The sequence below is a fragment of the Sphaerisporangium fuscum genome (assembly GCF_018531465.1).
In the GTDB taxonomy this organism is placed as follows: Bacteria; Actinomycetota; Actinomycetes; order Streptosporangiales; family Streptosporangiaceae; genus Sphaerisporangium; species Sphaerisporangium fuscum.
In genome coordinates, this window is record NZ_JAHDTF010000010.1 from 244377 (window position 1) to 268932 (window position 24556).

The window sequence follows — 24556 nt, forward strand, 5'->3', positions numbered from 1 at the left end:
AGTTGATCAGGTGATCAGGCCGTCCGTGGACAGCAGGTCCGAAATCGAGGTCCACCGTGTCCCGTCCAGGGGTTCGAACAGTCGCCGGTTCCCCGCCGACACCACGATCTTCCCGTCGTCCTCCACATCCAGCACGCAGAGCAGCCCTGAGTTGCGGATCGCCAGGGTGGCGAAGAAGTCCCGGATCGACATCGAGTTCCTGAACAGACGGCTCATGGTGCTGGTGGCGGCCATGAAGCACAGTTCCAGGTGATCGGGGCGCAGCCATGAGGCTTCGTGCACGGTGAGGTAGATGTAGCCGACCTCATAGCGCCGTCGGCCGTCTGCGTCGGTGGACCACCGGGGGCCGGGGTCTTCGGTGGGGAACGCGCGGGCTGTGGTAGCGAGCGAGGTGGTCGTGGTCCAGGTGGCAGCGTCAGTAGGTGGGAAGCCGCTCATAGGGCCGACGGTGACCCGGCACTCCGGCCCCCAGACACGCGCCCGCCCGCCCGGCGTACGCCCGGCGGGCGGGTTCGCACGTGCAATGGTGCCCGTACCCGTGGCCCGGTGGTCGTCACCGGTCGTGGACGGTGACAACGTACCCGTCCGGGTCGGCGAAGGAGAACGTGCGGCCGAACGGGCCGTCGATGGGGGCCGCGACGATCGGCACGCCCGCGCCGGCGAGGTCGTCGTGCAGGCGCTGGGCGTCGTCGGCCTTCAGCCACAGGGCGACGCCGAGGCCCGGCCGTTCCGCCTGGTCCAGGTCGACGCCCGGCAGCGGCTCGCGCACGGCGAAGGGGATGGGGCTGGTGGCGAAGACCACCGCGTGCGGCGGCCCGGCGGGATCGCGGCGCAGGCCGAGGTGCTTCTCGTAGAAGGCCGCCGAGGCCTCCAGGTCGCGCACCTGCAGGGCGACGAAGTCGACTCCGGAAACGGTCATGACTGCTCCTTTTGATGTCAGCATTTTGACATGAGGGACTCTATGTCAAAATACTGACATGAAGCAAGACGACGCCTCCATCGAGCTCGGGCGCAGCATGGGGTACCAGCTCAAGAGGGTCCAGGCCGCGCTCCGCTCCGCCATGGACGCCGCGCTGCGGGAGCACGGTCTCACCACGCCGCAGTACGCCTGCCTCGAACTACTCGGCCAGCAGCCGGGTCTGTCCAACGCCCAGCTGGCCCAGGGCACGTTCGTCACCCGCCAGTCGATGAACGTCGTGCTGCGCAACCTGCAGGACGCCGGCCTGGTCGAGCGTCCCTCCACCGCCCCGTACGGGCGGGCGCTGCCCACCCGGCTCACCGACGAAGGCCGCGCCCGGCTGCGTGCGGCGCGCGCCGACGTGCTCACCATCGAGCGCCGGATGACCGCGCCCCTCGACGCCGCCCGTGCCGAGACCCTCCTCGACGCCCTCGACCGGATGGCCGAGGCCCTCGACGCCGGCGGTTGACAGGCGGGGAGACGGCCTCAGCCCTTCAGCCCGGTGCGGGCCACGCCTTAGATGAACTGCCGCTGGGCCGGCACGGACACGACCAGGACCGGGAGCGCCGTGATCGAGCCGCACGTTCCACATCGGCCCGCCGTAATTCGCGTGTCGCGGTTCCCGAAGGTGCCGACGACGTCCTGGGCGGGCGCTCCGGCCTCGCCGAGCACGCCGGAGCACCCGTCCTGACGACCGCCGCGCACCTTTGATCGGCCAAACCTTCGGTGATTCGCCGTGCGGAGGCCGGTCGGGTGGGGCACCATGCCGCATGGTGAACCTGCAGGTCAACGTCCTGTTTCTCTCCGAAGTAGGGCGCAACGGGCGGTTGGTGGTGGCGGCGCGGGCGGCGCGGACGTTCGGATACGGCTGCACCAGCGTGCTGCTGGCCGAGCTGCTGGCCCAGGACGGCGACGCGCCATGGCAGACCGGGCTGCTGCTGGCCGCGGCCTCCGCCGGGTCGGTGGTGGCAGGCCTGGCGCTCGGGCTGTTCGCCGACACCTGGGGGCGGCGGCGCACGCTGATCGCGTGCGGCTGCCTGATGGCGCTGGCCGGAGTCGTCTTCGCGCTGAGCGAGTCCTACCCTCTCCTGGTCGCCGCGGCCTTCGTCGGCACCATCTCGCCCTCCACCAACGACAACAGTCCCTTCTCGGGTGTCGAGCAGGCGATCCTCGCCCAGACCTGCCGTCCCTCCCGGCACACCCGCGTCTTCACCTGCTACAACGTCGTGGCGTCGGCGGCGGGAGCCGCGGGCGGGCTGGCCGCCGCCGTCCTCGGCACGCAGCGGTGGGTGTCGGCCGCCGACGCGGCCTTCGCGTTGTACGCGGTCCTGGCCGCCTGCACGGTGATGCTGTTCCTGCGCCTGTCGGCCGACGTAGAGGCCCCACCCCGGGACGCCGCCCCCGAGCCCACCGCCGGGCGGGAGCCGACCATAGATCCCGAGCCAACCGCCGTCCCCGAGCGCACCGCCGGGCTGGAGCCCACCGCAGGGTCCGAGCACAACGCCGGCGGGGAGCCCACCGGGGGCCCGGAGGATCATCACCGGCCGGTACCGTGGTCCGTTCGCCGCCTGGCCGGGCTCTTCGCCCTGGACGCCTTCTCCGGCGGGCTGGCCGTGCAAGCCGTCCTGGCCTGGTGGTTCGCCCGGCACTACGGAGCCACCACCGCTCAGCTGGGCCTGGTGTTCTCCGCCGCCAACCTCCTGCCCGCCCTCGCCCAGTCGGCCGCGCCCCTGCTGGTCGCCCGGCGCGGTCTGCTGACGGCGATGCTGCTCCCGCACGCTGTCGCCAACCTGCTGCTGGCCGGCATCCCGTTCGCGCCCACGCTCGGCGGCGCCGTCGCCCTCCTGCTGGCCCGCCAGGTGTTCTCCAAGATCGACGTACCGGCGCGCCAGGCCTTCACCGCCGCCGTCGTCGCGCCCGCGCACCGCACCACGGCGGCCAGCGTGACCGGCGTGGCGCGCAGTGTCGCGGTCTCCGTCAGCCCCATGGTCGCCACCCTGCTGCTCAGCGGCCCGTTGTTCGTCGTCGGCGCCCCGCTCCTGCTCGGCGCCGCCCTGGGCATCGGCTACGACATCACCGTCTGGCGCACCTACCGCGGCACGCCTCTCACCAGCGGATGATGGCGGACGACGACTGGCCTGACCGGCGGGAAGGAGGTCCGCCGGAGGCGGCCCGCGGACCGGTCCGCCGATGCCCGGATCGCCCACCTGCTTATGCGGGTTTGATGGTGGCGGGACCGAAAAGGTCAACTTAGAGGTCGTCATCGAACGATTCCAGGTGTCCGAGGGAGCCGGCGACGCAGAGGACCGGTCAGTAGTACTCGAGGATGAGCGCGGTGTCCGGTGTGCCGCCGTGATCGATGGTGGCACCGGCACATCCTTGAACGGCACGCGGCGCCGGCTCGGGCGACGTTGCGCCTGCTGAGGCCGGTGTCGAAATGGAGCCTGTCGGCTCCGGGTGCGCAGCGGTTCGTCAGCTGCTTCTTGCCGAGTGTGCGCGAGCCTGCAGGGAGCGGATGACGGCGATGTCGATCCCGATCTGATCTGCGAAGCTCCCCGTGTCCCAGTAGGAACGGATCTCGTCGATGAGGCCTTCGTCGTCGAAGTGAAAGAACGAGGCCATGTTCATCGAATAGGGCCGCCCGCCGGGGGTGAGGCCCAACGGGCCGGCTGCTTCGGCCGGGATGGTGAGCGTTCCGGTTTCGATGAACTCGCAGGCCGCGAACTGTTCATGCGCCACTGTCGAGAGCAGCTCCTGGCGGATGTCGGGGATCAGCGTGGTGAACACCATTGTCCAGACCGGCCCGATGTTCTTCTTGCCGCGAATGGGCTGTGGGCCGGTCGGGAACTGGATGGTGACGTCCTCGGCCAGGTGGGTCAGCAATCCCTCGATGTCGTGGTCACTGTATGACCGGTGGAACTGGTTGATCGTGTCGTTGAGTCGCATGCCATGGGACACTAGTGACACATCTGCCATTTGGCAATCCTGTCATTTGGCGCGAGTGTCAGTTGATCGCTACGCTGAGGCCATGAGGGCCAGCAGCAGTGAGGACACCGGCCTGCGCGCGCGCAAGAGGAAGCGCACCCAGGAAGCGATCATCGATGTCGCTCTCCGCCTCTTCGAGGAGAAGGGGTACGAGGCCGTGTCCGTGGAGGAGATCGCGGCGGCGGCCGATGTCTCGCCGCGGACGTTCTATCGCTACTTCCCGGCCAAGGAGGACGTCCTTCTCGGCGGACAAGGTGTCGAGGAGGCGACCCGCGAGGCGCTGGCCGAGCGCCGGCCAGGAGAGACCGACGTCGACTTCGTGGCGCGCGCGATGCTCGCCGGCCTGAGCGCCGGAGATCCGGCGCGCACCCTGCGCGGATACCGCCTGGTCCAGACGGTGCCCGCTCTCCAGGCGCGGATGTTCCAGCTCGTCTGGCGCGGAGGCCAGGAACATTTCGTGACGGCCCTGCTCGCCGACGGCCCCAGGACCCACGACACCGAACTACGTGCCCACGTGCTCACGCACGCCATCACGGACGCGATGCGCGTCGCGGTCACCTTCTGGCTGGAATCAGGCATGCGCGGCCCTCTCCTGAAGGAGTGCGAAAAAGCCCTGTCCTTCCTGCGGGAGGCGTTCGCCCGGCCCGCGTGAGGAGGCACGGGCTCCGCCGCGCCCGTTCGCTTCGCTGGTCGAGCATGGTGCCGAGATCGCTGTCGTGATCCTTAAGAGGGCGAAAAGTGTCCGCAATTCCTCCTAGCCTGGCCGACGGAGCACATGGATCGGAAGGAGCCGGCTGGTGTCGGCCATTGTTCTCATCGGCGGTTCGTCTCTCGGCGCGTGGGCGGGGGAGCGGGTCACGCCGCTGCCGGCCGCGTACGGCCACCGGGGGCATCCGCTTAGGGTCACCGGGTTCGTGGAGTACGGCAGGGGCGGACACCATGCCGCGCAGGAGGGGCCGCGACTCCTCGCCGGCATCCGCACGTGCTTCGCCGCCCGCCGATGACCTTGCCGGAAAGTACCGGTTACAGCCCCGTTGATCACCGCAGAACCTGGAGCTCCTTTCGCATGTCTGCAGCCTTCGTCGTCTTCTACCGGAACATGAACCTGGGCCATCGCAACAGCCCCAGCCGGTCCATACTGGAGGACGCGCTGCTCGAGGCGGGAGCGTCGTCGGCACGGTCGTTCCAGACGAACGGAACGGTCGTGATCGAGACCGGCGACGCCGCGCCGGCCGAGGTGGTACGTCGCGCGGCGCCGCGACTGCTGACGGTCAGCGGCTACGCCGATGCCGCGTTCGTGCGTCCCCTTGACCGGCTCGCGGCGATCCTCGATCGCGATCCCTTCGCCGGCGCCGGCGACGAACGCACCTACCGCGAGACGTTCACCTTCTTCGACGGCGTCCAGGAGTTCGGGGCCCCGATCCCCTGGAGGAACGGCCGAGGCGATGTCGAGATCATCGAGATCGGCGACGGGGTGGCGTTGAGCGTCCTCAGAAGGATCGGAGCGCGGGCCGGCAGTCCCACCGCGGAGGTGGAGCTGAGACTCAAGGTGCCCGCCACAACGCGTACCGCAGGGACGATCACGCGCCTCGTCAAAGCGTTCACCGGTCGTCGGTGACGCATCGGCCACGCGGCGCTCGACGTGTTGCGCGCCGAACCTCGGACCGCCCCCCGGCCGGATCGCCGCCATCGGCACCGGCCATACCGGTTTTGTGGTGCTTCGCGCTTACCAACCGCGCGCGATCCAGTCGTCGAGGTGCGGGAGTTCGGTCGCGACGGTGGTGTCGGGGCCGTGCCCGGGATGGATGCGTGTCGCGCCGGGAAACCCGAGAAGCGTGCGTACGGACCGGATGACGACCGCGAAGTCCGACAGCGGCGGGCCGGTGAGTCCCGGCCCGCCGGGGAACAGGGTGTCCCCGGTGAGCAGGTGCGATTCCACGGCCAGTGTCAGCCCTCCCGGGGTGTGTCCAGGGGTGTGCAGGGCACGGACCGGCAGGGGGCCGATATGGAGAATCTCGCCGTCCAGGATCGGTACGGACATGCCATCCCACAGCCGGGCATCACTGGGGAAAGCCAGCCGAGCGGGATCGCGCGCAGAGATGTCGGCCGTCGCGGTGCCCGCGTCCCAGTGGCCGGTGCGGCGAGCGGTCGCGATCTCGTGCGGCCATACGGGCTGGTCGGCGGGGTGCGCGAGAACCGGGACGCCCAGCGCCTCGACGACCTCGGGCACGGCCAGAACATGATCGAAGTGTGCGTGGGTGAGGAGCACGGCGACCACGTCCAGGTCGGCGACGGCGTCCAGGACGCGACCCGGCTCATCTCCTGGGTCCACGATCAGTGCCCGGCGGTCGCCGTGGGCGTGCAGGATCCAGCAGTTGGTCTCCAGCACGCCGACGACGACCCGCCGCAGCACGGCCCTGACGGTCACGACTGAGCGGCTCGTTTGAGCAGGTCGTCGTACACGTGGGGGTCGTGGGAGTCGACGACGGGGAAGCCTGCGGCCCACGGCCCCTCCCAGTGCACCTGGATGCCAGGGTTGTTGACGGTGGTTCCGTCGTGGAGGCGGAAGGTCGGGCTGCCTGGAATGGCGTCGGTCTGGGAGATGGCGAAGTCGCGCATGACGTCGGCCCGGTGCCGGCCGCTGTCCAGCGCGGTGGCCAGCTCGGTCACGTCGACGACGCGGTCCGCCAGTTCGCCCGCGATCTCCAGGATTACTTGCCGGTGGCTGATCGACCGGGAGTGGGTCCAGAACGCGCGGCGCAACGCGAGGTCGAGTTCCTCTCCGGCCTCCAGGCTCTGCGCGTTCGCGGCGTGCACGGCCTCGGCGGCGAGCAGCACGGTGTGGGGGTAGAGGTCGTCGGCGGCGGTCCAGACCCGGAACTCCGCCTCGGGTTCGATCTGCCCCAGTCCGACGGCCTCGGTGTCGGTGCCACGGCGGGGGTGCGGGCCGTTGAACAGCTCCAAGGGAAACGTCCGGTGCTCGAGCCGGGCGACTCCGTCCAGCCCGAGCCGCCGGCGCGCCCGGCGCAGCCGTAGCAGGCCGACGTAGGCGAACGGGCACAGCAGGTCCGACCAGACCTGCACCGTGCCGGCCGCGACGGGTGGCGTCGCGGAAGCATCTGTTGTCATCCGTGCTCCTGATGTTCTGTACCAGAGGGATTGGTGGTGAATCGGGTAGGCCACAGCAGCACGGCCGTACGGCGCTCCTCAGCCATCACGCGGTCGTATTCGGCCAGGTCAGAGTGGTTCCCACCGGCCGCGTGGTAGATGTCGCGCAGCAGCCCCGGCAGCCGGTCGGGGCCGACTGCCGGTAGCGGATCGTCGGGACCGGCGAGCTCGGCGGTTCCCCGGACGGCGACCCACTCCCATCCGGCCCGGAAGACGAGCGTGGCGTGCGGGTCCCGGCGCAGGTTCGTCAGCTTCGCGGTGCCCCCGCGTGCCACGAAGGCTACCGTGGCGGTCCCGGTCACCGGATGCGGCAGGACCCCGGCGTTGACGACGCTGACCGACGGCTGCCCGTCCGACCGCAGCGTCACGAGCACCGCGAGCCACCGCTCCGCCGCGCCGTACTCCCGGACGAGCCGCAGCCCCTCCTCCTCGGAAAGGGCCATCAGAAGACTTTCGCGATGTCCCGGGCCCGCGCGTCTGCCTCACGCCGCGCTTCGTCCCAGTCGCCGGTGAGGGTGGGATGGAACCGTATCTCCTGGATATCGGTCAGCCCGGTCCAGCGAAGCCAGTCGTCGAAGAACGTCGACTGGAAATCGCTGCCGAACTCCGGGCCGAGAGGCGGTCCCCATACCGCGCTGGTGTAGACGACGGCGACCCGCTTGCCGCGCCCCGCCAGCTGATGGCCGTACCCGGTCACCGGGTCGACGGTGAAGATCCAGCCGGGCTGGCTGACGATGTCGATGAACTGCTTGAGCACGTACGGCACCGACGCGTTCCACATCGGGACGCTGAAGAGCAGCCGGTCGGCGGAGTCGAACCTCTCGAACGTCCTGCGTGCCGCCTCCCACGCCTCGGCCTCGGCGCCCTGCGGCTCGTTCCCACCGAACACCGTCATCTTCGCCCTGGCCCCGACGGCGAAGTCCGGCAGCGACCCGTCCCACAGATCCCAGTGCTCGACCTCGTCACCGGGGTGGGCCTCCTGGTATGCCTCCGTGAACACCCGCGCGATCCGCAACGACTCCGACGCCTCACCACGGGGCGAGGCGGAGATGTGCAGCAGTTTGCCCATCGTGTGCCGACTCCTCAATTTATCGGACTATGGTCCGCTTACTTGGCTGGACGACACGATACGGACTCTGGTCCGGTTCGGTCAAGCGCGTGGCCCAGGACGGCGCGCCCGCGCACCTCCGCACCCGCGACCGTGCTGCCCTGAAGAACGAGCAGTCTTCGCCGTGGAAGGAAGCCCGTCCCAGGTCGCACTGCGGCGAATCATCGCGAGACTGAACCCCGGCGACACCCGCGCCACCGCCGAGCCCTGCCGCTCCGGCGGCGCGACATCGGCCAGCATCCGGGTCACGTTGGGATGGGTTGCGGGTGTGTCAGGGCTCTCGGGCGCCAGGTGTCCGGCGAGCAGCGCGTGGTCCAGTTGGTTCCATGCGAGGACGTCGTTGCGCCGGTCCAGGACGAGGGCCGGTACGTCACTCATGGCCGCCAGCAGCCGCCGGGCCGAGGCGCTGGCGTGCGTCACTCGGGGCGGTGCGGGGCGGGACGACGCTGCAGCGGGGCGGGCGAGGTCTTTCCGGGGCCGATTCTCACGGGAGAAATCACACCAGGACCGCTCTCCGGGCCGCGTGCCCGACGGCCGTCTCGTTGAACGCCCGGATCGCCGCTGTCTCGACTGCCTTCACCCAAGCCAGGCCGAGGACCGAGGGAGGCAGTCCCACGACGGGGACGAAACTGATGTCCGGCCGCCTGTGGTGAGCCGCCGTGGGGGTGCAGAACAACATGCCGCCCCGATTGAGCGCCACCTGACTCAGACCCTCCTGGCTGGTGGCCACCGTACCGGCCCGGGGAATGGGACGGCCGGAAGGAGTGACGGACGGTGCCACCTGCTCGCGCCACGTACGCGTAGCCGAGCCGTGCAGGCCGATCAGGGATACGTCGGCCAGTTCCTCCGCGGCGATGCTCACATGGGTGGCCAGCGGGTGACGCGAGGAGACACCGAGGTGGTACGGGACCCGGTTCAGCCCTTCACTCGTCGCCAGGTCGGGCTCGTCCACGGGGAGCAGCGTGAACGTGATGTCCACCTGCCCGGCCCGCAACTTTCCGAAGGGGTCGGAGAGCGGGATCTCCACAAGCTCCGCCTCGCACCCCGGGTACCGGCGCTCAAAAGCGCGCACGCTGTCGGTGACGATCTCCGTCGGCGTGTCCAGGAAGCCGATCCTGATCACGCCTGTCACCTCGCGGGCGGCCGCCTTGGCCCGGCTGACCGCGTTCACCAGACCGTCGTAGGAGGGGCGCAGGTCGGCGAGGAAACGTTCGCCCAACGGTGTGAGGCGCACGTGCCTGCTGGTCCGGTGGAAGAGCCGGCCGCCGACCCTGGACTCCAGCGAGCGCATGAGCTGGCTCACCCGGCCAGGTGACAGGTAGAGGCGCTCGGCCGTACGTGCGAAGTGCAACTCCTCGCTGAGCACGACGAAGCACTCCAGCTCCCTGAACTCCATCGTCGCCTCCATCTGATCGCTTTAGCTCACCTAAACCAAGCCTTCGAGCTTCGCCATTGTTCCCGCTGGTGGTCGGCAGAAAGCTGGCCGGCATGACCATGACTGACGTTTCCACCGTCGACCGGCCGCGCTGGCTCGCCGTGTCCTCGGTCTCGGTGGGCACCTTCACCATCGTGACCAGCGAGATGCTGCCTGTCGGCCTGCTGACTTCGATCGCCGCCACCCTGGGCGTCTCCGACGGGACGGCCGGGCTGATGATGTCGGCGCCCGGATTGGTCGCCGCCGTCTCCGCGCCCGTGCTGGCGATCACCACCCGGCGGCTCGACCGGCGTGTCACACTGCTGGTGCTGATGACGCTGCTTGCGGTGGCCAACCTGCTGGGTGGCTTCGCGCCGAACTACTCCGTCATGCTGGCCGCCCGGGTGCTGACCGGGGTGAGTATCGGCGGGTTCTGGGCCTTCGCGGCCGGACTCGGCCTACGGCTGGTGCCCGAAAGGTCCGTGGGGCGGGCCACGTCGATCATCATGGCCGGGGTGTCGGTGGCCTCGGTACTGGGGGTGCCCCTGGCGGCGTTCGTCGCGTCGTTCGCGGGGTGGCGGACCGCGTTCATTTCCATGGGGATGCTGGCCCTGGCCCTGGTCGCGCTACTGGCCACCACTCTGCCATCTCTGCCTGGTGAGTCCCGAGCCCGCGCGTCCGAGCCGTCGCCCCACGAGACCCCCGCCCGCACGTCGGAAGGGAGGCTCGCCTGGCTCTCCGGTCCGCTCAAGGTCGTCCTCGTCGTGACGGTCTTGATCGTGTCGGGCCACTTCGCGGCCTACACCTACGTCCGGCCGTTTCTGGAGCAGGTCTCGCATGCCGGTCCCGCCTTCGTCAGCGCCGCGCTGCTCCTGTACGGGGCCGCGGGTGTGGCCGGCAACTTCGTGGCAGGCGTACGGGCGGCCAGGAACCCCAAGCCGGTCCTGGTGATACTGGCTCTGCTGGTGGCACTTTCCGCGGCGGCGCTGCCCCTGGTCGGTCTGCCCCTGATCGTGCTCGTGCTGTGGGGCCTGGGCTACGGCGGCGTGTCGGTGACGTTGCAACTATGGATCATGCGGTCGGGTGGCGGGGAGATGGGCACGGCGCTCTTCATCGGTGCCTTCAACGTCTCCATCGCGCTTGGCTCGTTCGCCGGCGGCCGGGTCGTGGACGGGGTGTCGCTCTCCGCGGTGATGTGGGTAGGGGCAGCACTCGCTGCGGCAAGCGCGGCCATCGTGGGCATGTCGGGCAGGAGCCGAACGACCGGTTCATCGAAGGGCCGCGCCTGATCCGGCTCCTGACGGCTTTCACGCCCTGCTCGGCCGCAGGCGAGCGGGCCTCGGCGGTGCCCGGGGACGATGTACTGGGCTGCGCGGGGGAAGATGGGGCCTCGCCCCGTGCGTCGAGAAGAAAGAGAAGAAGTCGCGATGAGTAAAGCCGGCTCCACCCATGGTGACATCACGCTCCGCAAGGGAGGGGCTGAGCTCATCGATCGGCTGGAGCCACTGTGGCTGGCGCTTCACGAGCACCACCAGTCCGTGCAACCAGGATTCGCGTACCTCGCGGGCGAGCGTTCCTGGGAGCTGCGCCGTTCCTGTTATCGGCGTTGGATCCTGGAGGAGGGCTCGTTCATCCTGCTTGCCGAACGTGGCAGCCGGGCGGTCGGTTACGCCTTCGTAGAGATCCAGTCCGGGCCCGACGATACCTGGGTGACGGGGAGCCGTGTCGCGGAGCTTCAGACGCTCTCCGTCGCTCCGGCCGACCGAGGCAACGGCATCGGCACGCTGCTGTTGGACGAAGTGGACGACGAGCTGAAGAGGCTCGGCATCGGCGATCTGCTCATCGGGACTCTGGCGGCCAACTCCGGCGCCCAGCGCCTCTACGAGCGCCGGGGGCTGCGCCCGGTCCTCGTGCACTATGCCCGCTTCTCCGCCGATCCGGAGAAGCACTAGGCTGTCCGGAAAGTTTCGCCTGTCACGCGCCGGCCCGTAGCCCTTGGGGCACGGGAGGTGTTGTCGGGATCGTCCGAGTACGCCCGGTACGAGGGCCGGCCTCCACCTGACGATCGCATGCACCGGACGCGCGTGAGCTCCTGACCATGGTCCGCGAAGGCCGGCGGCGGCACCGCCGGGTGCCGCCGCGGCGACCGCCGTCACGACCGGCCCCGCACGACCTGACCGGCGGGCTCACTTCACGAGACCCTGGGCGACCGGTCCCGGTGGGGGTCAGGACCTCTTCGAGAGCCTGCCGAAGAGGGAGCGCCGGGCGCGCGGTTGCGGGGCGGGGGTGGAGGGCGGGGTCCTGGCCGGCTGCCGGGCTCGCCAGTCGCGTACGACCTCTTCGACGTCGTACGGCATGAGGGTGAGGGGAGGACCCGACAGCGGCTTCCGCATGCCTTCGACGATCTTCTCGTTGATCTCGCCGACGATCCTGCGCGCCTCGGCCTCCGTCCGGGCGCCCAACGCGGCGGCGAGGGCCTCCTCGGCCTCCTTGCGGAGGGCCAGCGTGCCGGGAAGCGGGAAGGACAGCCCCTCCGAGCGCAGCTTCTGCTTGATCCACCACATCTCTTCGTACGGCTTGCCCTGGTCGGGCAGGGGTTTGCCCGCGCCGGGCAGATCGTCGAACGCGCCGCGCTCGGTGGCCTCCCGGATCTGCTTGTCGATCCACGACTCGAAGCTGACGCCCGGTGGTTTCCGCTCTGTCACAGTTCCGCCTCCAGATCGCATGTCGGTCGGTACCTGCCAGCGAGCATAACCAGCGGTCACGGCGGGCCCGCGACCGCCTCGGCCCGCGCGGGACGAAGGGGATTCGCCGACCGGTGCGGCAGCGGTCCTGATCCCCTGACCGCGGGCCGGTCTTCTGTCAGGAGCGCCGATCCGCGCGCCCGGCGGCCTGCCGGGCGCGCGGACCGTCCGGGCTACCGCCGGCCGCGGAAGGTGCGGCGGAGGTCGTCCACCCACTCGTCCGGGATCTCCCACGGGATGAAATGGCCGCCGCGGTCGTGGACGTTGAGGTTGACGAGGTTGTACCAGGGGGCGCGGTCGCCGTCGAGGAAGTTCTGGACGCGCTGGTCGGTGCCGACGCCGGGCGGGTTCTCGTAGGCGACGAAGGTGATGCCGGTGGGCGCCTCGATGACCGGCTGCCGGTCGTGGGACGGGGTCCACGGGTAGCGGTTGTTGTTGGCGTAGGTGCGGATCGAGGTGCCGATCGAGTTGGTCACCCAGAAGATCATCGCGTGGGTGAGCAGGTCGTCCTTGGTGAAGACGGTCTCGATGTCGCCGCCGTTGTCGCTCCAGGACGCCCAGCGTTCGAGTATCCAGGCGAGCATCCCGGCCGGTGAGTCGGACAGTCCGTGGGCGAGCGTGCTCGGGGCGAGCATGTGCGCGGCGAGGTGCACGGCGAACCGCCTGTCCAACTGCACGATCCGGGCGTGGACGTCGGCGGGCAGGCCGTCGGGGATGGGCCGGCCGCCGCTGAGGTCCCAGGCCCGGTCACCGTTGAACAGGGTGAGCTTCTGGCCGGAGCCGATGTGGATGGCGTGGAGCTCGTCGGCGTACTTGTGCCCGAGCTGGCCGGTGACCATGGCCCCCACGTCGCAGCCGGCGGCCGCGTACCTGGTGTGGCCGAGGGTGCGGGTCATGAGGGTGTGCCAGACGTCGGCGACCTTCCAGAAGTTCATGTCCGGGTTGTCCGGCAGCGGGGTGGAGAACCCGTAGCCGGGGAACGAGGGGACGATCACGTCGAACGCCTCGGCCGGGTCGCCGCCGTACGCTCCCGGGTCGGCCAGCGGGTCGATGACCTTGGACCAGTGCCAGAACGTCCAGGGCCAGCCGTGGGTGAGGATCAAAGGTGTGGGGTCGGGGCCGACTCCGGGCTTGCGCATGAAGTGCACCGGCACGCCGTCGACCTCGACGCGGTAGTGCTCGTAGGCGTTGATCGCGGCCTCGGCCTTGCGCCAGTCGTATTCGGTACGCCAGTAGTCGACGAGTTCTCGCAGGTAGGAGGCGCGTACGCCGTAGTAGCCGTCCTCGTTGCCCACGTCGTCCGGCAGGCGGGTCAGCTCCAGGCGCTGCCGCAGGTCGGTGAGCACGTCGTCGGGCACGTGGATCGGCTCCGGCTTCAACGGGAACGGCCGGGCCTCGGCGCCCCCCTCGTGGCGGACGGATGCCGCTGCTGTCTCCGACATGGTCATGCCTCCAGTTCAGGGTCGGTGGCGCGCGTCGCGCTCACGTCGCGCGTTGAGGTCGACCAGGCGCGCCAGAGCGGGCAGGGCCGCCGTGATGGCCGCCCTTTCCGCCTCCGTGAGCCCTTCGGCGAGTTCCGCCAGGTGCTCCATGCGCTCGGCCCGCCGTCCGTCCACGACCGCGGCGCCCGCGGCCGTGACGTGGACGAGGACGGCGCGGCCGTCCGACGGGTCCGGCCGGCGCTCCACCAGGCCCTCGCGCTCCAGCTTGGTCACGATCTGGGTGATCGCCGACTGCGTGACCTGTTCGCTGGCGGTCAGCTCGCTGAGCCGCTTCGGGCCGCCGCGCTCCAGCGTGTGGAGCACGGACAGGGTCGTGAAGCTCAGCCGCTGCACCGACGGCAGACGGATGGACATCCGGGTGAAGTCCTCCATCACGCGGGTCAGGTCGGCGACGCTCAGGTCGGCGGGGTGGGTCTCCGGGGACACGTGCCGAACTGTATCAGAAACTTATTTAAGTTTCTGCTGCAATTCGCCCGGCCGCACCGCCCGGAACCCGGCATGACGTTCGCCACAGCGGGATGATCGCCCTGGCGCTGTCGGTTGCACGCAGCATGCACAGGATTCTGGTGACCGGCGCGACCGGGAACGTGGGGCGGCGGGTGCTGGCCCGTCTTCTGTCCGAGAACGTCACGGTGCGCGCGCTGGTACGCACGGCGACGGCGGAACTCCCGCCGCGGGTCGAGGTGGCGGCGGGTGATCTGGCGGATCCCGCCGGTCTCGAGGACCCGCTGCGGGACGTGGACGCCGTCTTCCTGGTGTGGCCTTTCCTGACGGCCGATGGTGCCGACCAGGTCGTCAAGGCGATCGCGCACCGCGCGCGGAGGCTGGTGTACCTGTCATCGGCCGGGGTGGCCGACGACGCGCGGCGGCAGGGCGACCCGATCAATCAGATGCACGCCGATCTGGAGCGGCTGATCGCCGAGACCGGGGTCGCCGCGACCGTGCTGCGCGCCGACACCATCGCCTCCAACGCCCGAGGCTGGATCGGGCAGGTCCGCGCCGGTGACGTGGTGCGCGGCCCGGACATCGCGGGGACGGCGGTCGTCCACGAGGACGACATCGCCGAGGTGGCCGCGCGGGTGCTCACCGACGACCGGCACGCGGGAGGCACCCATGTGCTGACCGGACCGCAGGTGCTGAGCAGGGCCGACCAGGTGCGGCTGCTCGGCGAGGCGCTGGAACGGCCGCTGCGGTTCCAGCCCGTTCCGGCGGAGGAGGCGCGGCGGCAGATGCTCGCCGACGGACGCCCGCCGGCGTTGGTGGAGGCACTGCTGGCCGCCACCGCTCGTCCCCGCTCGGAGCTGACCACCGACACCGTCGAGCGGATCACGGGCGCGCCGGCGCGCGGATTCGCCCAGTGGGCGCGGGAGCACGCCGGCGAGTTCCGCTGAGCGGCGGTCGCCGCTGGCCCGCGGTGCGTCCACCAGGTGCGGTGCCCGGCTGTCGGGCCACCGCCGTTCATCGCAGGGCGAGCGGGGTCTCGGCGTCGATGCGGGTCAGCTTCTGCGGGTTGCGGACATAGTAGAGGCCCGTGATGCGGGCGCCCTCGACACGGACGGCGATGACGCCGTCGACCTCGCCGTCCACCCGGATGATGAGCGCCGGGCCGCCGTTGACCACGGTGGGGTCACTCGTGAGCGTGACCTGGGCCTTGCTGGGGCCGGCGAGGATGAAGCGGGCCACCTTGTCGGCGCTGATGATGGGCCGCGGCGCGGCCTGCTTGACGCCGCCGCCGTCGCTCACCAGGACCACCTCGGGGGCGAGCACGTCGAGCAGACCTTGCAGGTCGCCGAGCGCGAGCGCGCGCTGGAACGACTCCAGAGCCGCCCAGGCCTCGCTGGAGGAGACGACCTCGCGAGGGCGGCGGGCGTCGACGTGCCGGCGGGCGCGGTAGGCGATCTGGCGCACGGCCGCGGGGCTCTTGCCGACGGCGGCCGCGATCTCGTCGTAGCCGACGTCGAAGGCCTCACGCAGCACGAAGACGGCGCGCTCGGTCGGCGACAGCGTCTCCAGGACGAGCATGAGCGCCATCGACACGCTCTCGGCGAGTTCGACGTCGTCGGCCACGTCCGGCGCGGTGAGCAGCGGCTCGGGCAGCCAGGGGCCGACATACGCCTCCTTGCGGCTCTTCATGCTGCGCAGGCGGTTGAGCGACTGCCGGGTGGTGATCCGGATCAGGTAGGCGCGCTGGTCCTGCACCTGTGCCAGGTCGGCCTTGACCCATCGCAGCCAGGTTTCCTGCAGGACGTCCTCGGCGTCGGCCGCCGATCCGAGCATCTCGTACGCGACGGTGAACAACAGGTTGCGGTAGGCGAGGAAAGTCTCGGTCGCCGCGTTGGTGGCCTGGTCGCTCATGTCCTGGTCCTTCTCCTTCTTCGCCTGCCCTGGTGGCCGAACGCATACAAGCCTGCATGCACGGCCGGGTCCTCCGTCCGTCGCTCACCGGGCCGTGCCGAACGCCTCCGCCCCGGCGGCGCCCCGCGACAAGGGGCGCCGCCGGAGCCGCTCCGGCTCAGGACCCGGCGGGTCACCGGTCGCAGCCGCCGTGAGCCTGGGCCGACAGGTCCTGCCAGTCGGCCCAGGTCTTGAGCCGGTCGGCGTAGGCCTTCTGGATCAACGGGTAGAAGCCCTGGCCGAAGAGCACCCGCAGGGGCGGGTTGTCGGAGTCGACGAGCTTGAGGAGCGCCTGGGCCGCGGCGGCGGGGTCGCCGGCGGGCTGCTTTCCGGCGACCGCGCCCAGGCGCCGGCGCAGGGCGTCGTAGGCGGGGTCGGTCCGGGCCAGGTGCCCGTTGGCGAGCGGGTCGGGGTTCTTGCCGGACCTGGTGGCGAAACCGCCGGGCTCGATGATGGTCACCTTGACGCCGAAGTCGGCCACCTCGCCGGCGAGGGCCTCGTTCAGGCCCTCCAGGGCCCACTTGGAGGCGTGGTACGCGCCGCCGAGCGGCATGGCGATGATCCCGGCCGCCGAGGACAGCTGGATGATGTGCCCCGAGCGCTGCTCGCGCAGGTACGGCAGCGCGGCCTGGATCACCCACACCGCGCCGAACAGGTTGGTCTCCATCTGGTCGCGCAGTTCCCGCTCGCTCAGCTCCTCGACCGCGCCGATCTGGGCGTATCCGGCGTTGTTGACGATGACGTCGAGCCGGCCGAAGTGCTCCCTGGCCCGCTTCACGCTCTCGAAGACGGCGGCCTTGTCGGTCACGTCCATCTCGAGCGGGAGCACCGCGTCGCCGTACGTGGCGACCAGCTCGTCAAGGCTCGCGGCGTTCCGGGCGGCGGCGGCCACCTTGTCACCCCGGGACAGGGCGGCCTCGACGAAGTCACGGCCGAGGCCGCGCGACGAACCGGTGACGAACCAGACCTTGCTCATGATGTCGTTCCGTTCTGCTGTGGGGCGGTCCAGGAGGGACGCCCGGTGACCGCTTTCTGCTGTTCCACCCCCCAAGACACGCGACCCGGCGAAGATGTAACACCCTTCGAGTGTGACCTGCGTCTCTCCTGTGAGCGCCGTCAGCGGTGCGGACGGCCGGGGGCCATCAGGGCCGCCGCGACGGCACCGGCCGCCGCCGCGGCCGCGGCCACGACGAACCCGCGGGTGAAGCCGCTCAACGTGGTTCCGTCCAGGCTGGCGGCCGCCACGCTGGACACGCCCGCGGCGCCGAAGGAGGCGCCGAACTCGTGGAAGGTGCTCACGATGCCGGAGGCGATCCCGGCCTCGTGCGGCGCCACCTGGCCGAGCGCGGTCGCCGAGGCGACGACGAACATCGCGCCGGTGCCCGCCGCCGCGACGGCCACACCGGCCACGACGCCGACCGGATGCATCGAGATCGCCGCGACGGCCATGCCGACCGCCGCGACGACCAGACCCGTGACGGCCGGCACGCGGGCGCCGTAGCGGCCGATCAGGCGTCCGGTCAGACTCGCCCCGGCCATCGTGGCCAGCGCCACCGGCAGGAACAGCAGCCCGGTCCGCATCGCGCCGTACCCGCGGGCGTGCTGGAAGTAGAAGGTGCCGAGGAAGAACACCGCGATCATCAGTGCCGTGGCCATCCAGATGAGGAACGCGCCGGTGGCCACGGGCCGCCGGGCCAGCAGCCGGACGTCCATCAGCGGCGAGCGTGCGCGCCGCTGCCACAGCACGAACACCGTGTACCCCACGGCGGCCGCCAACGTGAGCCACCCGGTGAGCGCGGTGAGCCATCCGTGCTCGCCGGCGGCGATCAGAGCGTAGATCAACGACGCCGAGGACGCCGTCACCATGACGGCGCCGAGGACGTCGAGGCCGGGTCGTGCCGCGGACACGCGCCGCGCCGGCAGCAGGGCGGCCAGCGCCACGATGATCACCAGCCCGATGGGGACGTTGACGTGGAACACCCACGGCCATCCGGGGCCGGCGGTCAGCAGGCCGCCGAGCAGGACGCCGAGGGCGGCGCCCCCGCCGCCGAGCGCGGACCACACGCCCAGCGCCTTGTTCCGCTCCTGGCCGTCGAACAGCGCCACCACCAGGGACAGCGCCGCGGGCGACAGCAGCGCCGCCCCGGCCCCCTGGGCGATCCGGCCGCCCACCAGCACGCCCGCCTTGCGGGTCGGCGAGCGGACCCTGTCGGCCCTCGACCTGTCGGGAGACGCCGGCGAGGCCATGACCCGCCTGCTGGCCTCGAGCTGGAAACTGGTGGCCGAGTCCGCGGCCCTGCTGACCGCCGCCGAGGACGTGCTCCCGGCGGGGCGGGTGCGGGAACTGCACGACCAGCCCGCCCAGCGCATGGCCGACCTCGTGCGCCGCGGCCAGCGGCAGGGCGTCTTCCGTACCGACCTGCCGTCCGACTGGCTGGTCAGCGTCGCCCACTACATCCTGCACGGCGCGGCCGACCAGGTCCGCGCGGGACGCCTGGCCCCTCAGGAGGCCGCCGACATGGTGACCGAAACGGTCCGATCGGTGCTGACCGGTCGGGTCCGAAACCGCCGGCCTTCCACGGTGGAGCGGTAGGGGAGCACGTCGCGGAATCCGTGGCGGATCCGCTTCACGCTCACGGAGCCGGTGTTCTCAATCGAGCAGCCGGCGGAGCAGCACGAGTGCGCCGGACAGGCGTGCCTGCTCGGCGGCGGTGAGCCGGGCGGCGATCGCCTCGGTGAGGTTCTCGTGGCCCGCGTCCCGGCGTTCGGCCAGCAATCGCCTGCCCTCGTCCGTGATGACCAGTAGCTTGCGCCGCCGGTCGCTCCGGTCGGGGACGCGGTGCACCAGCCCCCGCTCGACCAGGCCGGCCACGGAGACGGTGACCGACTGGTGAGTGATCTTGTCCAGCCGGGCGAGGTCGGCGACGGTGTGCGCCCCCTCGCGGTCGAGCCGCTTGAGGATCGAGACCTGCGACAGCGTCACTTCACGACCCGGCGACACCGCGCGCATCCGCCGCACCAGCGCGCCGACCACCATCTGCAGCTCATCGGCGATCGCCGCCGCGTCGCCCGCCGGGGGTGTCGTGTTCCCTGTCATATCCGTTAGAGTACAGCAAAACTGCGCAGTTAGATTGCGTAATTTCAGTGGAGAGTGGGGGCTCGCGATGACGGCTGATGGCGACCTCGTCGCCGGCGAGATGAGGATCGGCGGAAGGGACCGCAGCTTCACGATCCGGCTGCCCCGAGCGGCGCCGGACGACCGGCGGGTGCCGCTCGTTCTCGCGCTGCACGGCAACCATCCCGGCCTCGGAGGAGCGATCATGCGCGAGCTGACCACCTTCGACCGGCAGGCGGACGCGTGGGGCATGGCGATCGCCTATCCCGACGGCCACGGGGGGTGCTGGGCGGACGGCCGCGGAGTCACCACGGCGGACGAGGCGGGCGTCGATGACGTCGCGTTCCTCCGCGCCCTGATCGACTGGTCGGCCGAGCGGTGCGGCACGTCGCCCGACGGGGCCGTGGTGGCGGGAATCTCCAACGGCGCGTTCATGGCTCACCGGCTGGCGCTGGAGGCGAGCGATCGGGTGCCGGTGCTGGCGGCCGTCGCCGGTGGGCTGCCCGCGGCCCTGAGCGGCCTTCAGCCGGCACACGCGGTGTCGGCACTGCTGATTCACGGCACGGCCGACCAGGTCTCACCGATCGAGGGCGGATACTCCCGGCACCGAGGACCGGACGGGGAACTCCGCGGCCGCACGCTGTCCCTCCAGGAGACCGCCGAGCGCTGGCGCGCCATCGACGGATGCCCGCCCGGACCGGGCCGGACCCACACCACCGAGTTCTCCAGCCGCACGACGACGGACGCCGGCGCCGGCGGAACCCGGGTCGTCGCCTGGACGGTGCTCGGAGGCGGCCACTCCTGGCCGGGCGCGCCGGCCTCACCCGAGTGGGCCGAGCCGACCAGCCAGGAGTTCGACGCGGCCGAGGAGATCTGCCGCTTCGCCGAAGCCCTGTTCATCCCCGCGGACACCCGGCGGCTGTGACCCGACCCCAATAAGGAGAGACCATGGCAGTGCTGGGCAAGTTGCTGAAGAACCGTCGAGCCGGGCAAGCGGGCCTCGCCTGGAACGCACCGAACCTCGCGGGCGCGGACACGCTGGCACTGAGCAGTCCGGACTTCGCGCACGAGACGACGATCCCGACCGTCCACGCCGCGAAGAGAGCCGGTGGCGAAGACCTGTCACCGGCCCTGACCTGGACCTCCGTACCCGAGGGCGCGGCACGGCTGCTGCTGGTCGTCGAGGACCCCGACGCGCCGACCCCCGCGCCGTTCATCCACTGCGTCGCCCTGCTGGACCCCTCGGTGACCGGCGTCGCCCAAGGGGCGCTCAACGACGTCGACCCGCCCGACGGCGTGCGCCTGCTGCGCTCGGGCGTGGGCCGCGGCTACCACGGCCCGGCGCCGATCAAGGGGCACGGCCCGCACCGATACGTGTTCCAGCTCTTCGCCCTGGCGAAACCGGTCACCCGAGCGGCCGGCGGCGCCGCGCTGGAGTCGGCCAGGCCCCGCGACGTGCTGGCCGCAGCCGGTGACGTCCTCGCCCGCGGCCGTCTCGACGGCTGGTACGAACGCGCCTGACGCCCTCGCGACGGGCATCGGCGATTGAACCGGTGCGGTGGGCTGGGCACGTCTGTCCCGCCGGCCGGTTTCACGGTGGGCCGGTGACGCTCACCCGGCGGCCGCCTTGATCAGCGCGGCCGCCGCCGTCTCGATGTCCGCGGGCGTGCTCCATCGGCCCGGCGACAGCCGCACCGCGGCGAGGGCGCGATCGGCGTCCAGGCCCATGGCGGTCAGGACAGGGGAGGGGGTGTGCGTGCCGCTGTGGCAGGCCGACCCGGTGGAGGCCGCGATCTGCGGCGCCGCCGCGAGCAGTTCGTGCCCGAGGACGCCGTCGATGCTGACGTTCAGGGTGTTCGGCAGCCGCTGCTCGGCGGATCCGTTCAGGTGGACCCGGCCGGGCAGGCCGTCCGCCAGCCTCTGGTGGAGGTCGTCGCGCAGCGCGGCCAGGCGGGCTCCCTCGCCGCCGTCGAGGGAGCGGGCGGCGAGCTCGGCGGCCGTGCCGAGGGCCACGGCCAGGGCGACGTTCTCGGTGCCTGCACGCAGGCCGCGTTCCTGGCCGCCGCCGTAGACGACCGGTTCCAGGGCCACGCCGTCGCGTACGTACAGGGCGGCGGCGCCCTTGGGGGCGTACATCTTGTGCCCGACCACGGTGAGCAGGTCCACCCCGAGTGCCCGGACGTCGACCGGGATCTTCCCGACGGCCTGGGCGGCGTCACAGTGCAGCAGCGCCCCGTACTCGTGGGCGAGCGCGGCGAGGGCGGCGACCGGCTGCAGGACACCGGTCTCGTTGTTGGCGGCCATCACCGACACCAGCACCGTGTCCTCGTCCAGGGCGGCGGTCAGCGCGGCCGGGTCCACCAGGCCGTCGCCGTCGACCGGCAGCACCGTCACGCGGGCGCCGTGCAGGCGTTCCAGCGCGTGGCAGGTCTGGAGCACGGCCGGGTGCTCGGTGGCCTGAGTGATCACCTGCGGGCGCGGGCGGCCTGCGGCGATGACCGCGCCGCGCAGGGCGAGCAGGTCGGCCTCCGAGCCGGAGGCGGTGAAGACGATCTCGCGCGGGCGGGCGCCGAGCAGCTCGGCGACCTGACCTCGGGCATGCTCGAGGGCGGCACGGGGCCGCCGCGCGTAGGGATGGGCGCTGGAGGGGTTGCCGAACAGCGTGGTCAGATGCGGTGTCATCGCCTCGGCCACCCGCGGGTCGACGGGGGTGGTGGCGTTGTAGTCGAGGTAGACGGGCCCGCCGGCCAGCCCCGGATGGGGGACCGGCCGCCAGGCCGGACGGGCGGTCATGCTGTCGCTCCGGCCGTGATCACGTCGTCCATGATTCCATCGAACGGCATGGAACACGGCGGATGTGACCTGTTCGCCGCCCGCCGGGTCACCGGACGACCGGCCGTGCGCGGGGTCAGGGCCGCCGTTCAGCCGGCACCGGCACCAGGGCCGGGCTCCGCCGACGCCCGGTGGCGTCGCCTCGTCCGGCCCCGGCCACCGTCATGAGGGCTCGTCGCGGAAGTCCCCGGCGTGGTCGCGGGCCCACTCGCCGTAGGTGCGGGCGGGGCGGCCGGTGACCTTCTGGACCGTGTCGGTGACCGGCGTGGGACGGTCGACGGCGGCGGCGGACTCCCTGATCACCGCGTCGGCGACCTGGGGCGTCGTCCAGGCGCTCAGCTCCTCGCGGTACTCTTCCAGGTCCTGCACGGCGAAGCGCACCGGACGGCCGACGGCCTCCCCGATCAGCTCGGCCTGGCGTCTGCGGCTGACCAGCTCCGGCCCGGTCAGCGCGTAGGCCGCGCCTTGGTGTCCCGGCTCGGTCAGGGCACGTACGGCGACCGCCGCGATGTCCGCCTCGTGCACGGGGGCCGACCGCGAGTCCGGGAACGGGTCGCGTACCACCCCCTCCGCCCGCACCGAGGGCGCCCACTGCAGGGTGTTGGTGGCGAAGGCGCCGGGGCGCAGGAACGTCCAGGCGATTCCCGAGCGGGCCACCGCCTGCTCGGCATCGCGGTGGATGCGGCTGATCGCGTCGGTCGAGGCCGGGTCGGTGAGCAGCGCCGAGAGCAGGACGATGTGCTGCACCCCGGCGGTCGCCGCCCTGGCGAGGAAGTCGTCCAGGCCGCGTGGCTCGGCGTACAGGAAGACCTTGGTGACGCCGGTGAGCGCGGTGTCGAAAGTGTCCGGGTCGGCGAGGTCGCAGAGCACCGCGTCCACCCCGGCGGGCGGCCGGGCCGCGCCCGGGTTCCGGCCGGCCGCGCGGACGGGCTGTCCCGTGGCGAGAAGTTGCTGTATGAGGCCGCGCGCGATGTGCCCGCGCGCTCCGGTGACCAGAATCGTCATGCGACCAGGCTGGCGGCGCGGCCCGGACGGAGGGTAGGCCCCGGTGGGCCTGGGACCGGTGATACCAGGCCATGATGGAAGGCGATGAACAAGGAGGAGCTGGGCAGGTTTCTGCGAAGCCGGCGCGGGCGGGTCAGGCCGGAAGAGGTGGGGCTCGCGGCCGGCGGCCGACGCCAGACACCGGGCCTGCGGCGCGAGGAGGTCGCGCTGCTGGCCGGGATCTCGGCCGACTACTACATCCGGCTGGAGCAGGGCCGCGGCCCGCGGCCGTCCGCGCAGGTGCTCGCCGCGCTGAGCCGCACCCTGCGGCTGACCCGCGACGAGCACGACTATCTGCTGCGGATGGGTGGCCAGGCCCAGGTCCGGACCGGTTCCGCGCCGGAGGTTCCCGAGAACGCGCTGCGCCTGCTGGAGCGCCTCGACGAGGTTCCCGCCATGGTCGTCAACGTCTGCTGGGACCTGCTCGCCTGGAACAGGATGCTGGTCGCGCTCATCGGCGACCCGGCGGCCAGACCGCGCCGTGAGCGCAACACGCTGCGCTGGCTGTTCGGCGGCGCGCCCGCCCTGCTGGGCGACCATGCCGGGCTGGCCCGCCAGGTCGTCGCCGATCTGCGGGCCGGCGGCCGCTACCCTGACGACGCGCAGGTCCGGCTGATCGTGGACGAGCTGACGGCGGTCAGCCCGCTGTTCGCCGAGCTGTGGGCGGCGCAGGACATCGAGGTGCGGCGGACCGTGACGAAGCGAGCCGCGCACCCGGTGGTGGGGGAGTTGGAGCTCGACTGCGACATCCTGCCCCTGCCTGGCGGCGATCATCGCATCGTCCTCTACACGGCGGCCCCGGGCACGCCCTCGCACCGCGCGCTCCAGCGCCTGCGGTCACTCAGCGGTAGTCGTTCTCCTTGAGCTCGATCAACCAGGCGCGACGCTCGCAGATCCGCCGTCGCCGACGCCCAGATAGGCGATCAGGGAATGGCCACGGCCGGTGGCATCGTGGCCGGGCTCCACCGGGTGTTCTCCAGCACCAGGACGCTCCGACGATCCCAGCGTGAACTTCTGCTGGTTGGGCGGCGTTTCTGGTTCATATCGCGGATGTTAAAGCCGGGTTTACGACGACGGTCAAGCAAAAGGCGTTGTACAACCGTCATAACGGCATGTGAGATCATCGTTAGTGAGAGGGGGGGAATGCCGAAGTGATCTCCGAGACCGCCGGCGCAGGCGCGCTCCTGACGATCCTGCGCGACGGCCGCGCCCGTACCCGGGCGGAGCTGATGCAGCTCACCGGCCTGGCCAGGTCGACGGTGTCGCAGCGGCTCGACGCCCTGCTGGAACAG

Annotated in this window: 32 protein-coding genes; 13 read left to right on the forward strand and 19 right to left on the reverse strand. The window is 71.3% G+C overall.

Features of this window, described 5'->3' with window-relative positions:
• Window positions 1–6: 6 nt before the first annotated feature.
• Both KIK05_RS13540 and KIK05_RS13545 read right to left on the reverse strand, forming a co-directional pair.
• Complete coding sequence (locus KIK05_RS13540; protein WP_214411012.1) at window positions 7–438, reverse strand: hypothetical protein; 432 nt, start codon at window positions 436–438, stop codon at window positions 7–9.
• 115 nt (window positions 439–553) lie between these two features.
• Window positions 554–919 carry a VOC family protein gene (locus KIK05_RS13545; protein ID WP_214411013.1) on the reverse strand — a complete coding sequence of 122 codons (366 nt, stop codon included), beginning with the start codon at window positions 917–919 and terminating at the stop codon, window positions 554–556.
• Window positions 920–977: 58 nt separating this feature from the next.
• Between KIK05_RS13545 and KIK05_RS13550 the strand changes: the two genes are divergently transcribed.
• The gene (locus KIK05_RS13550) at window positions 978–1427 is read left to right on the forward strand and encodes a MarR family winged helix-turn-helix transcriptional regulator (RefSeq protein WP_214411014.1); all 450 of its coding nucleotides are present in this window, start codon (window positions 978–980) and stop codon (window positions 1425–1427) included.
• Between the two features lie 47 nt (window positions 1428–1474).
• On the opposite strand, the gene KIK05_RS13555 is transcribed toward KIK05_RS13550, so the two are convergent.
• The gene (locus KIK05_RS13555; RefSeq protein WP_214411015.1) at window positions 1475–1663 is read right to left on the reverse strand and encodes a hypothetical protein; all 189 of its coding nucleotides are present in this window, start codon (window positions 1661–1663) and stop codon (window positions 1475–1477) included.
• 65 nt (window positions 1664–1728) lie between these two features.
• On the opposite strand from KIK05_RS13555, the gene KIK05_RS13560 reads away from it, so the two are divergent.
• Entirely contained in the window at window positions 1729–3078 is a 1350-nt protein-coding gene (locus tag KIK05_RS13560) for an MFS transporter (RefSeq protein ID WP_214411016.1), read from the forward strand.
• Window positions 3079–3430: 352 nt separating this feature from the next.
• On the opposite strand, the gene KIK05_RS13565 is transcribed toward KIK05_RS13560, so the two are convergent.
• A complete protein-coding gene (locus tag KIK05_RS13565) occupies window positions 3431–3904 on the reverse strand; it encodes a nuclear transport factor 2 family protein (protein ID WP_214411017.1) in 474 nt (157 codons plus the stop codon).
• Window positions 3905–3986: 82 nt separating this feature from the next.
• Between KIK05_RS13565 and KIK05_RS13570 the strand changes: the two genes are divergently transcribed.
• From KIK05_RS13570 to KIK05_RS13580, 3 genes are all read left to right on the forward strand, one after another.
• Window positions 3987–4595, forward strand: a complete 609-nt coding sequence (locus tag KIK05_RS13570) for a TetR family transcriptional regulator (protein WP_214411018.1) — start codon at window positions 3987–3989, stop codon at window positions 4593–4595.
• 145 nt (window positions 4596–4740) lie between these two features.
• Entirely contained in the window at window positions 4741–4947 is a 207-nt protein-coding gene (locus KIK05_RS13575; RefSeq protein WP_214411019.1) for a hypothetical protein, read from the forward strand.
• A complete protein-coding gene (locus tag KIK05_RS13580) occupies window positions 4944–5561 on the forward strand; it encodes a DUF1697 domain-containing protein (protein WP_214411020.1) in 618 nt (205 codons plus the stop codon). The genes KIK05_RS13575 and KIK05_RS13580 overlap by 4 nt, the downstream gene beginning before the upstream one ends.
• A 108-nt stretch (window positions 5562–5669) precedes the next feature.
• Here KIK05_RS13580 and KIK05_RS13585 read toward each other — a convergent pair whose 3' ends face one another.
• The 6 genes from KIK05_RS13585 to KIK05_RS13610 all read right to left on the reverse strand — a co-directional run bounded on the left by KIK05_RS13585 (window position 5670) and on the right by KIK05_RS13610 (window position 9615).
• Window positions 5670–6371, reverse strand: a complete 702-nt coding sequence (locus KIK05_RS13585; RefSeq protein WP_214411021.1) for an MBL fold metallo-hydrolase — start codon at window positions 6369–6371, stop codon at window positions 5670–5672.
• Window positions 6368–7072, reverse strand: coding sequence for a DsbA family oxidoreductase (locus KIK05_RS13590; protein ID WP_214411022.1), 705 nt, complete (start codon window positions 7070–7072; stop codon window positions 6368–6370). The genes KIK05_RS13585 and KIK05_RS13590 overlap by 4 nt, the downstream gene beginning before the upstream one ends.
• Window positions 7069–7554 carry a TIGR03618 family F420-dependent PPOX class oxidoreductase gene (locus KIK05_RS13595; protein WP_214411023.1) on the reverse strand — a complete coding sequence of 162 codons (486 nt, stop codon included), beginning with the start codon at window positions 7552–7554 and terminating at the stop codon, window positions 7069–7071. The genes KIK05_RS13590 and KIK05_RS13595 overlap by 4 nt, the downstream gene beginning before the upstream one ends.
• Window positions 7554–8180: an FMN-dependent NADH-azoreductase gene (locus KIK05_RS13600; protein ID WP_214411024.1), complete on the reverse strand. Its 627-nt coding sequence runs from the start codon at window positions 8178–8180 to the stop codon at window positions 7554–7556. The genes KIK05_RS13595 and KIK05_RS13600 overlap by 1 nt, the downstream gene beginning before the upstream one ends.
• An 81-nt stretch (window positions 8181–8261) precedes the next feature.
• Entirely contained in the window at window positions 8262–8639 is a 378-nt protein-coding gene (locus tag KIK05_RS13605) for an MmyB family transcriptional regulator (protein ID WP_308249897.1), read from the reverse strand.
• Between the two features lie 76 nt (window positions 8640–8715).
• Complete coding sequence (locus KIK05_RS13610) at window positions 8716–9615, reverse strand: LysR family transcriptional regulator (protein ID WP_214411026.1); 900 nt, start codon at window positions 9613–9615, stop codon at window positions 8716–8718.
• A 56-nt stretch (window positions 9616–9671) separates the two neighbouring features.
• Here KIK05_RS13610 and KIK05_RS13615 point away from each other — a divergent pair, with 56 nt between their 5' ends.
• Complete coding sequence (locus KIK05_RS13615; protein ID WP_250562711.1) at window positions 9672–10922, forward strand: MFS transporter; 1251 nt, start codon at window positions 9672–9674, stop codon at window positions 10920–10922.
• A gap of 138 nt (window positions 10923–11060) precedes the next feature.
• Entirely contained in the window at window positions 11061–11585 is a 525-nt protein-coding gene (locus KIK05_RS13620; protein WP_214411027.1) for a GNAT family N-acetyltransferase, read from the forward strand.
• A gap of 273 nt (window positions 11586–11858) precedes the next feature.
• On the opposite strand, the gene KIK05_RS13625 is transcribed toward KIK05_RS13620, so the two are convergent.
• The 3 genes from KIK05_RS13625 to KIK05_RS13635 form a co-directional block, all read right to left on the reverse strand.
• The gene (locus KIK05_RS13625; protein ID WP_214411028.1) at window positions 11859–12338 is read right to left on the reverse strand and encodes a DnaJ family domain-containing protein; all 480 of its coding nucleotides are present in this window, start codon (window positions 12336–12338) and stop codon (window positions 11859–11861) included.
• Between the two features lie 212 nt (window positions 12339–12550).
• Window positions 12551–13819: an epoxide hydrolase family protein gene (locus KIK05_RS13630; protein ID WP_250562713.1), complete on the reverse strand. Its 1269-nt coding sequence runs from the start codon at window positions 13817–13819 to the stop codon at window positions 12551–12553.
• A 15-nt stretch (window positions 13820–13834) separates the two neighbouring features.
• Window positions 13835–14305, reverse strand: a complete 471-nt coding sequence (locus KIK05_RS13635; protein WP_214411030.1) for a MarR family winged helix-turn-helix transcriptional regulator — start codon at window positions 14303–14305, stop codon at window positions 13835–13837.
• A gap of 140 nt (window positions 14306–14445) precedes the next feature.
• Here KIK05_RS13635 and KIK05_RS13640 point away from each other — a divergent pair, with 140 nt between their 5' ends.
• On the forward strand, window positions 14446–15270 hold the full coding sequence (locus tag KIK05_RS13640) for an NAD(P)H-binding protein (RefSeq protein WP_214411031.1): 825 nt from the start codon (window positions 14446–14448) through the stop codon (window positions 15268–15270).
• 67 nt (window positions 15271–15337) lie between these two features.
• On the opposite strand, the gene KIK05_RS13645 is transcribed toward KIK05_RS13640, so the two are convergent.
• The 3 genes from KIK05_RS13645 to KIK05_RS13655 form a co-directional block, all read right to left on the reverse strand.
• On the reverse strand, window positions 15338–16234 hold the full coding sequence (locus tag KIK05_RS13645; RefSeq protein WP_214411032.1) for an RNA polymerase sigma-70 factor: 897 nt from the start codon (window positions 16232–16234) through the stop codon (window positions 15338–15340).
• A 172-nt stretch (window positions 16235–16406) separates the two neighbouring features.
• Window positions 16407–17249 (reverse strand): SDR family NAD(P)-dependent oxidoreductase, encoded by an 843-nt coding sequence (locus KIK05_RS13650; protein WP_214411033.1) that lies wholly within the window; start codon window positions 17247–17249, stop codon window positions 16407–16409.
• Window positions 17250–17389: 140 nt separating this feature from the next.
• Entirely contained in the window at window positions 17390–18445 is a 1056-nt protein-coding gene (locus tag KIK05_RS13655; RefSeq protein WP_308249898.1) for an MFS transporter, read from the reverse strand.
• Between the two features lie 13 nt (window positions 18446–18458).
• On the opposite strand from KIK05_RS13655, the gene KIK05_RS13660 reads away from it, so the two are divergent.
• Window positions 18459–18866, forward strand: a complete 408-nt coding sequence (locus tag KIK05_RS13660; protein WP_214411069.1) for a hypothetical protein — start codon at window positions 18459–18461, stop codon at window positions 18864–18866.
• A gap of 57 nt (window positions 18867–18923) precedes the next feature.
• Here the strand turns inward: KIK05_RS13660 and KIK05_RS48100 are convergent, their stop codons facing one another.
• Complete coding sequence (locus KIK05_RS48100; RefSeq protein WP_284681304.1) at window positions 18924–19370, reverse strand: MarR family winged helix-turn-helix transcriptional regulator; 447 nt, start codon at window positions 19368–19370, stop codon at window positions 18924–18926.
• 67 nt (window positions 19371–19437) lie between these two features.
• Here KIK05_RS48100 and KIK05_RS13670 point away from each other — a divergent pair, with 67 nt between their 5' ends.
• Both KIK05_RS13670 and KIK05_RS13675 read left to right on the forward strand, forming a co-directional pair.
• A complete protein-coding gene (locus tag KIK05_RS13670; RefSeq protein ID WP_214411034.1) occupies window positions 19438–20313 on the forward strand; it encodes a CE1 family esterase in 876 nt (291 codons plus the stop codon).
• Between the two features lie 23 nt (window positions 20314–20336).
• Window positions 20337–20909, forward strand: a complete 573-nt coding sequence (locus tag KIK05_RS13675; protein WP_214411035.1) for a YbhB/YbcL family Raf kinase inhibitor-like protein — start codon at window positions 20337–20339, stop codon at window positions 20907–20909.
• 90 nt (window positions 20910–20999) lie between these two features.
• Here KIK05_RS13675 and KIK05_RS13680 read toward each other — a convergent pair whose 3' ends face one another.
• The gene (locus KIK05_RS13680) at window positions 21000–22181 is read right to left on the reverse strand and encodes a cysteine desulfurase family protein (RefSeq protein ID WP_214411036.1); all 1182 of its coding nucleotides are present in this window, start codon (window positions 22179–22181) and stop codon (window positions 21000–21002) included.
• Window positions 22182–22382: 201 nt separating this feature from the next.
• Window positions 22383–23225, reverse strand: a complete 843-nt coding sequence (locus KIK05_RS13685) for an NAD(P)H-binding protein (protein ID WP_214411037.1) — start codon at window positions 23223–23225, stop codon at window positions 22383–22385.
• An 84-nt stretch (window positions 23226–23309) separates the two neighbouring features.
• Between KIK05_RS13685 and KIK05_RS13690 the strand changes: the two genes are divergently transcribed.
• Window positions 23310–24128 carry a helix-turn-helix transcriptional regulator gene (locus tag KIK05_RS13690; RefSeq protein ID WP_214411038.1) on the forward strand — a complete coding sequence of 273 codons (819 nt, stop codon included), beginning with the start codon at window positions 23310–23312 and terminating at the stop codon, window positions 24126–24128.
• Between the two features lie 287 nt (window positions 24129–24415).
• On the forward strand, window positions 24416–24556 hold a 141-nt coding region (locus KIK05_RS13695; protein WP_214411068.1), incomplete at its 3' end, for an ArsR family transcriptional regulator.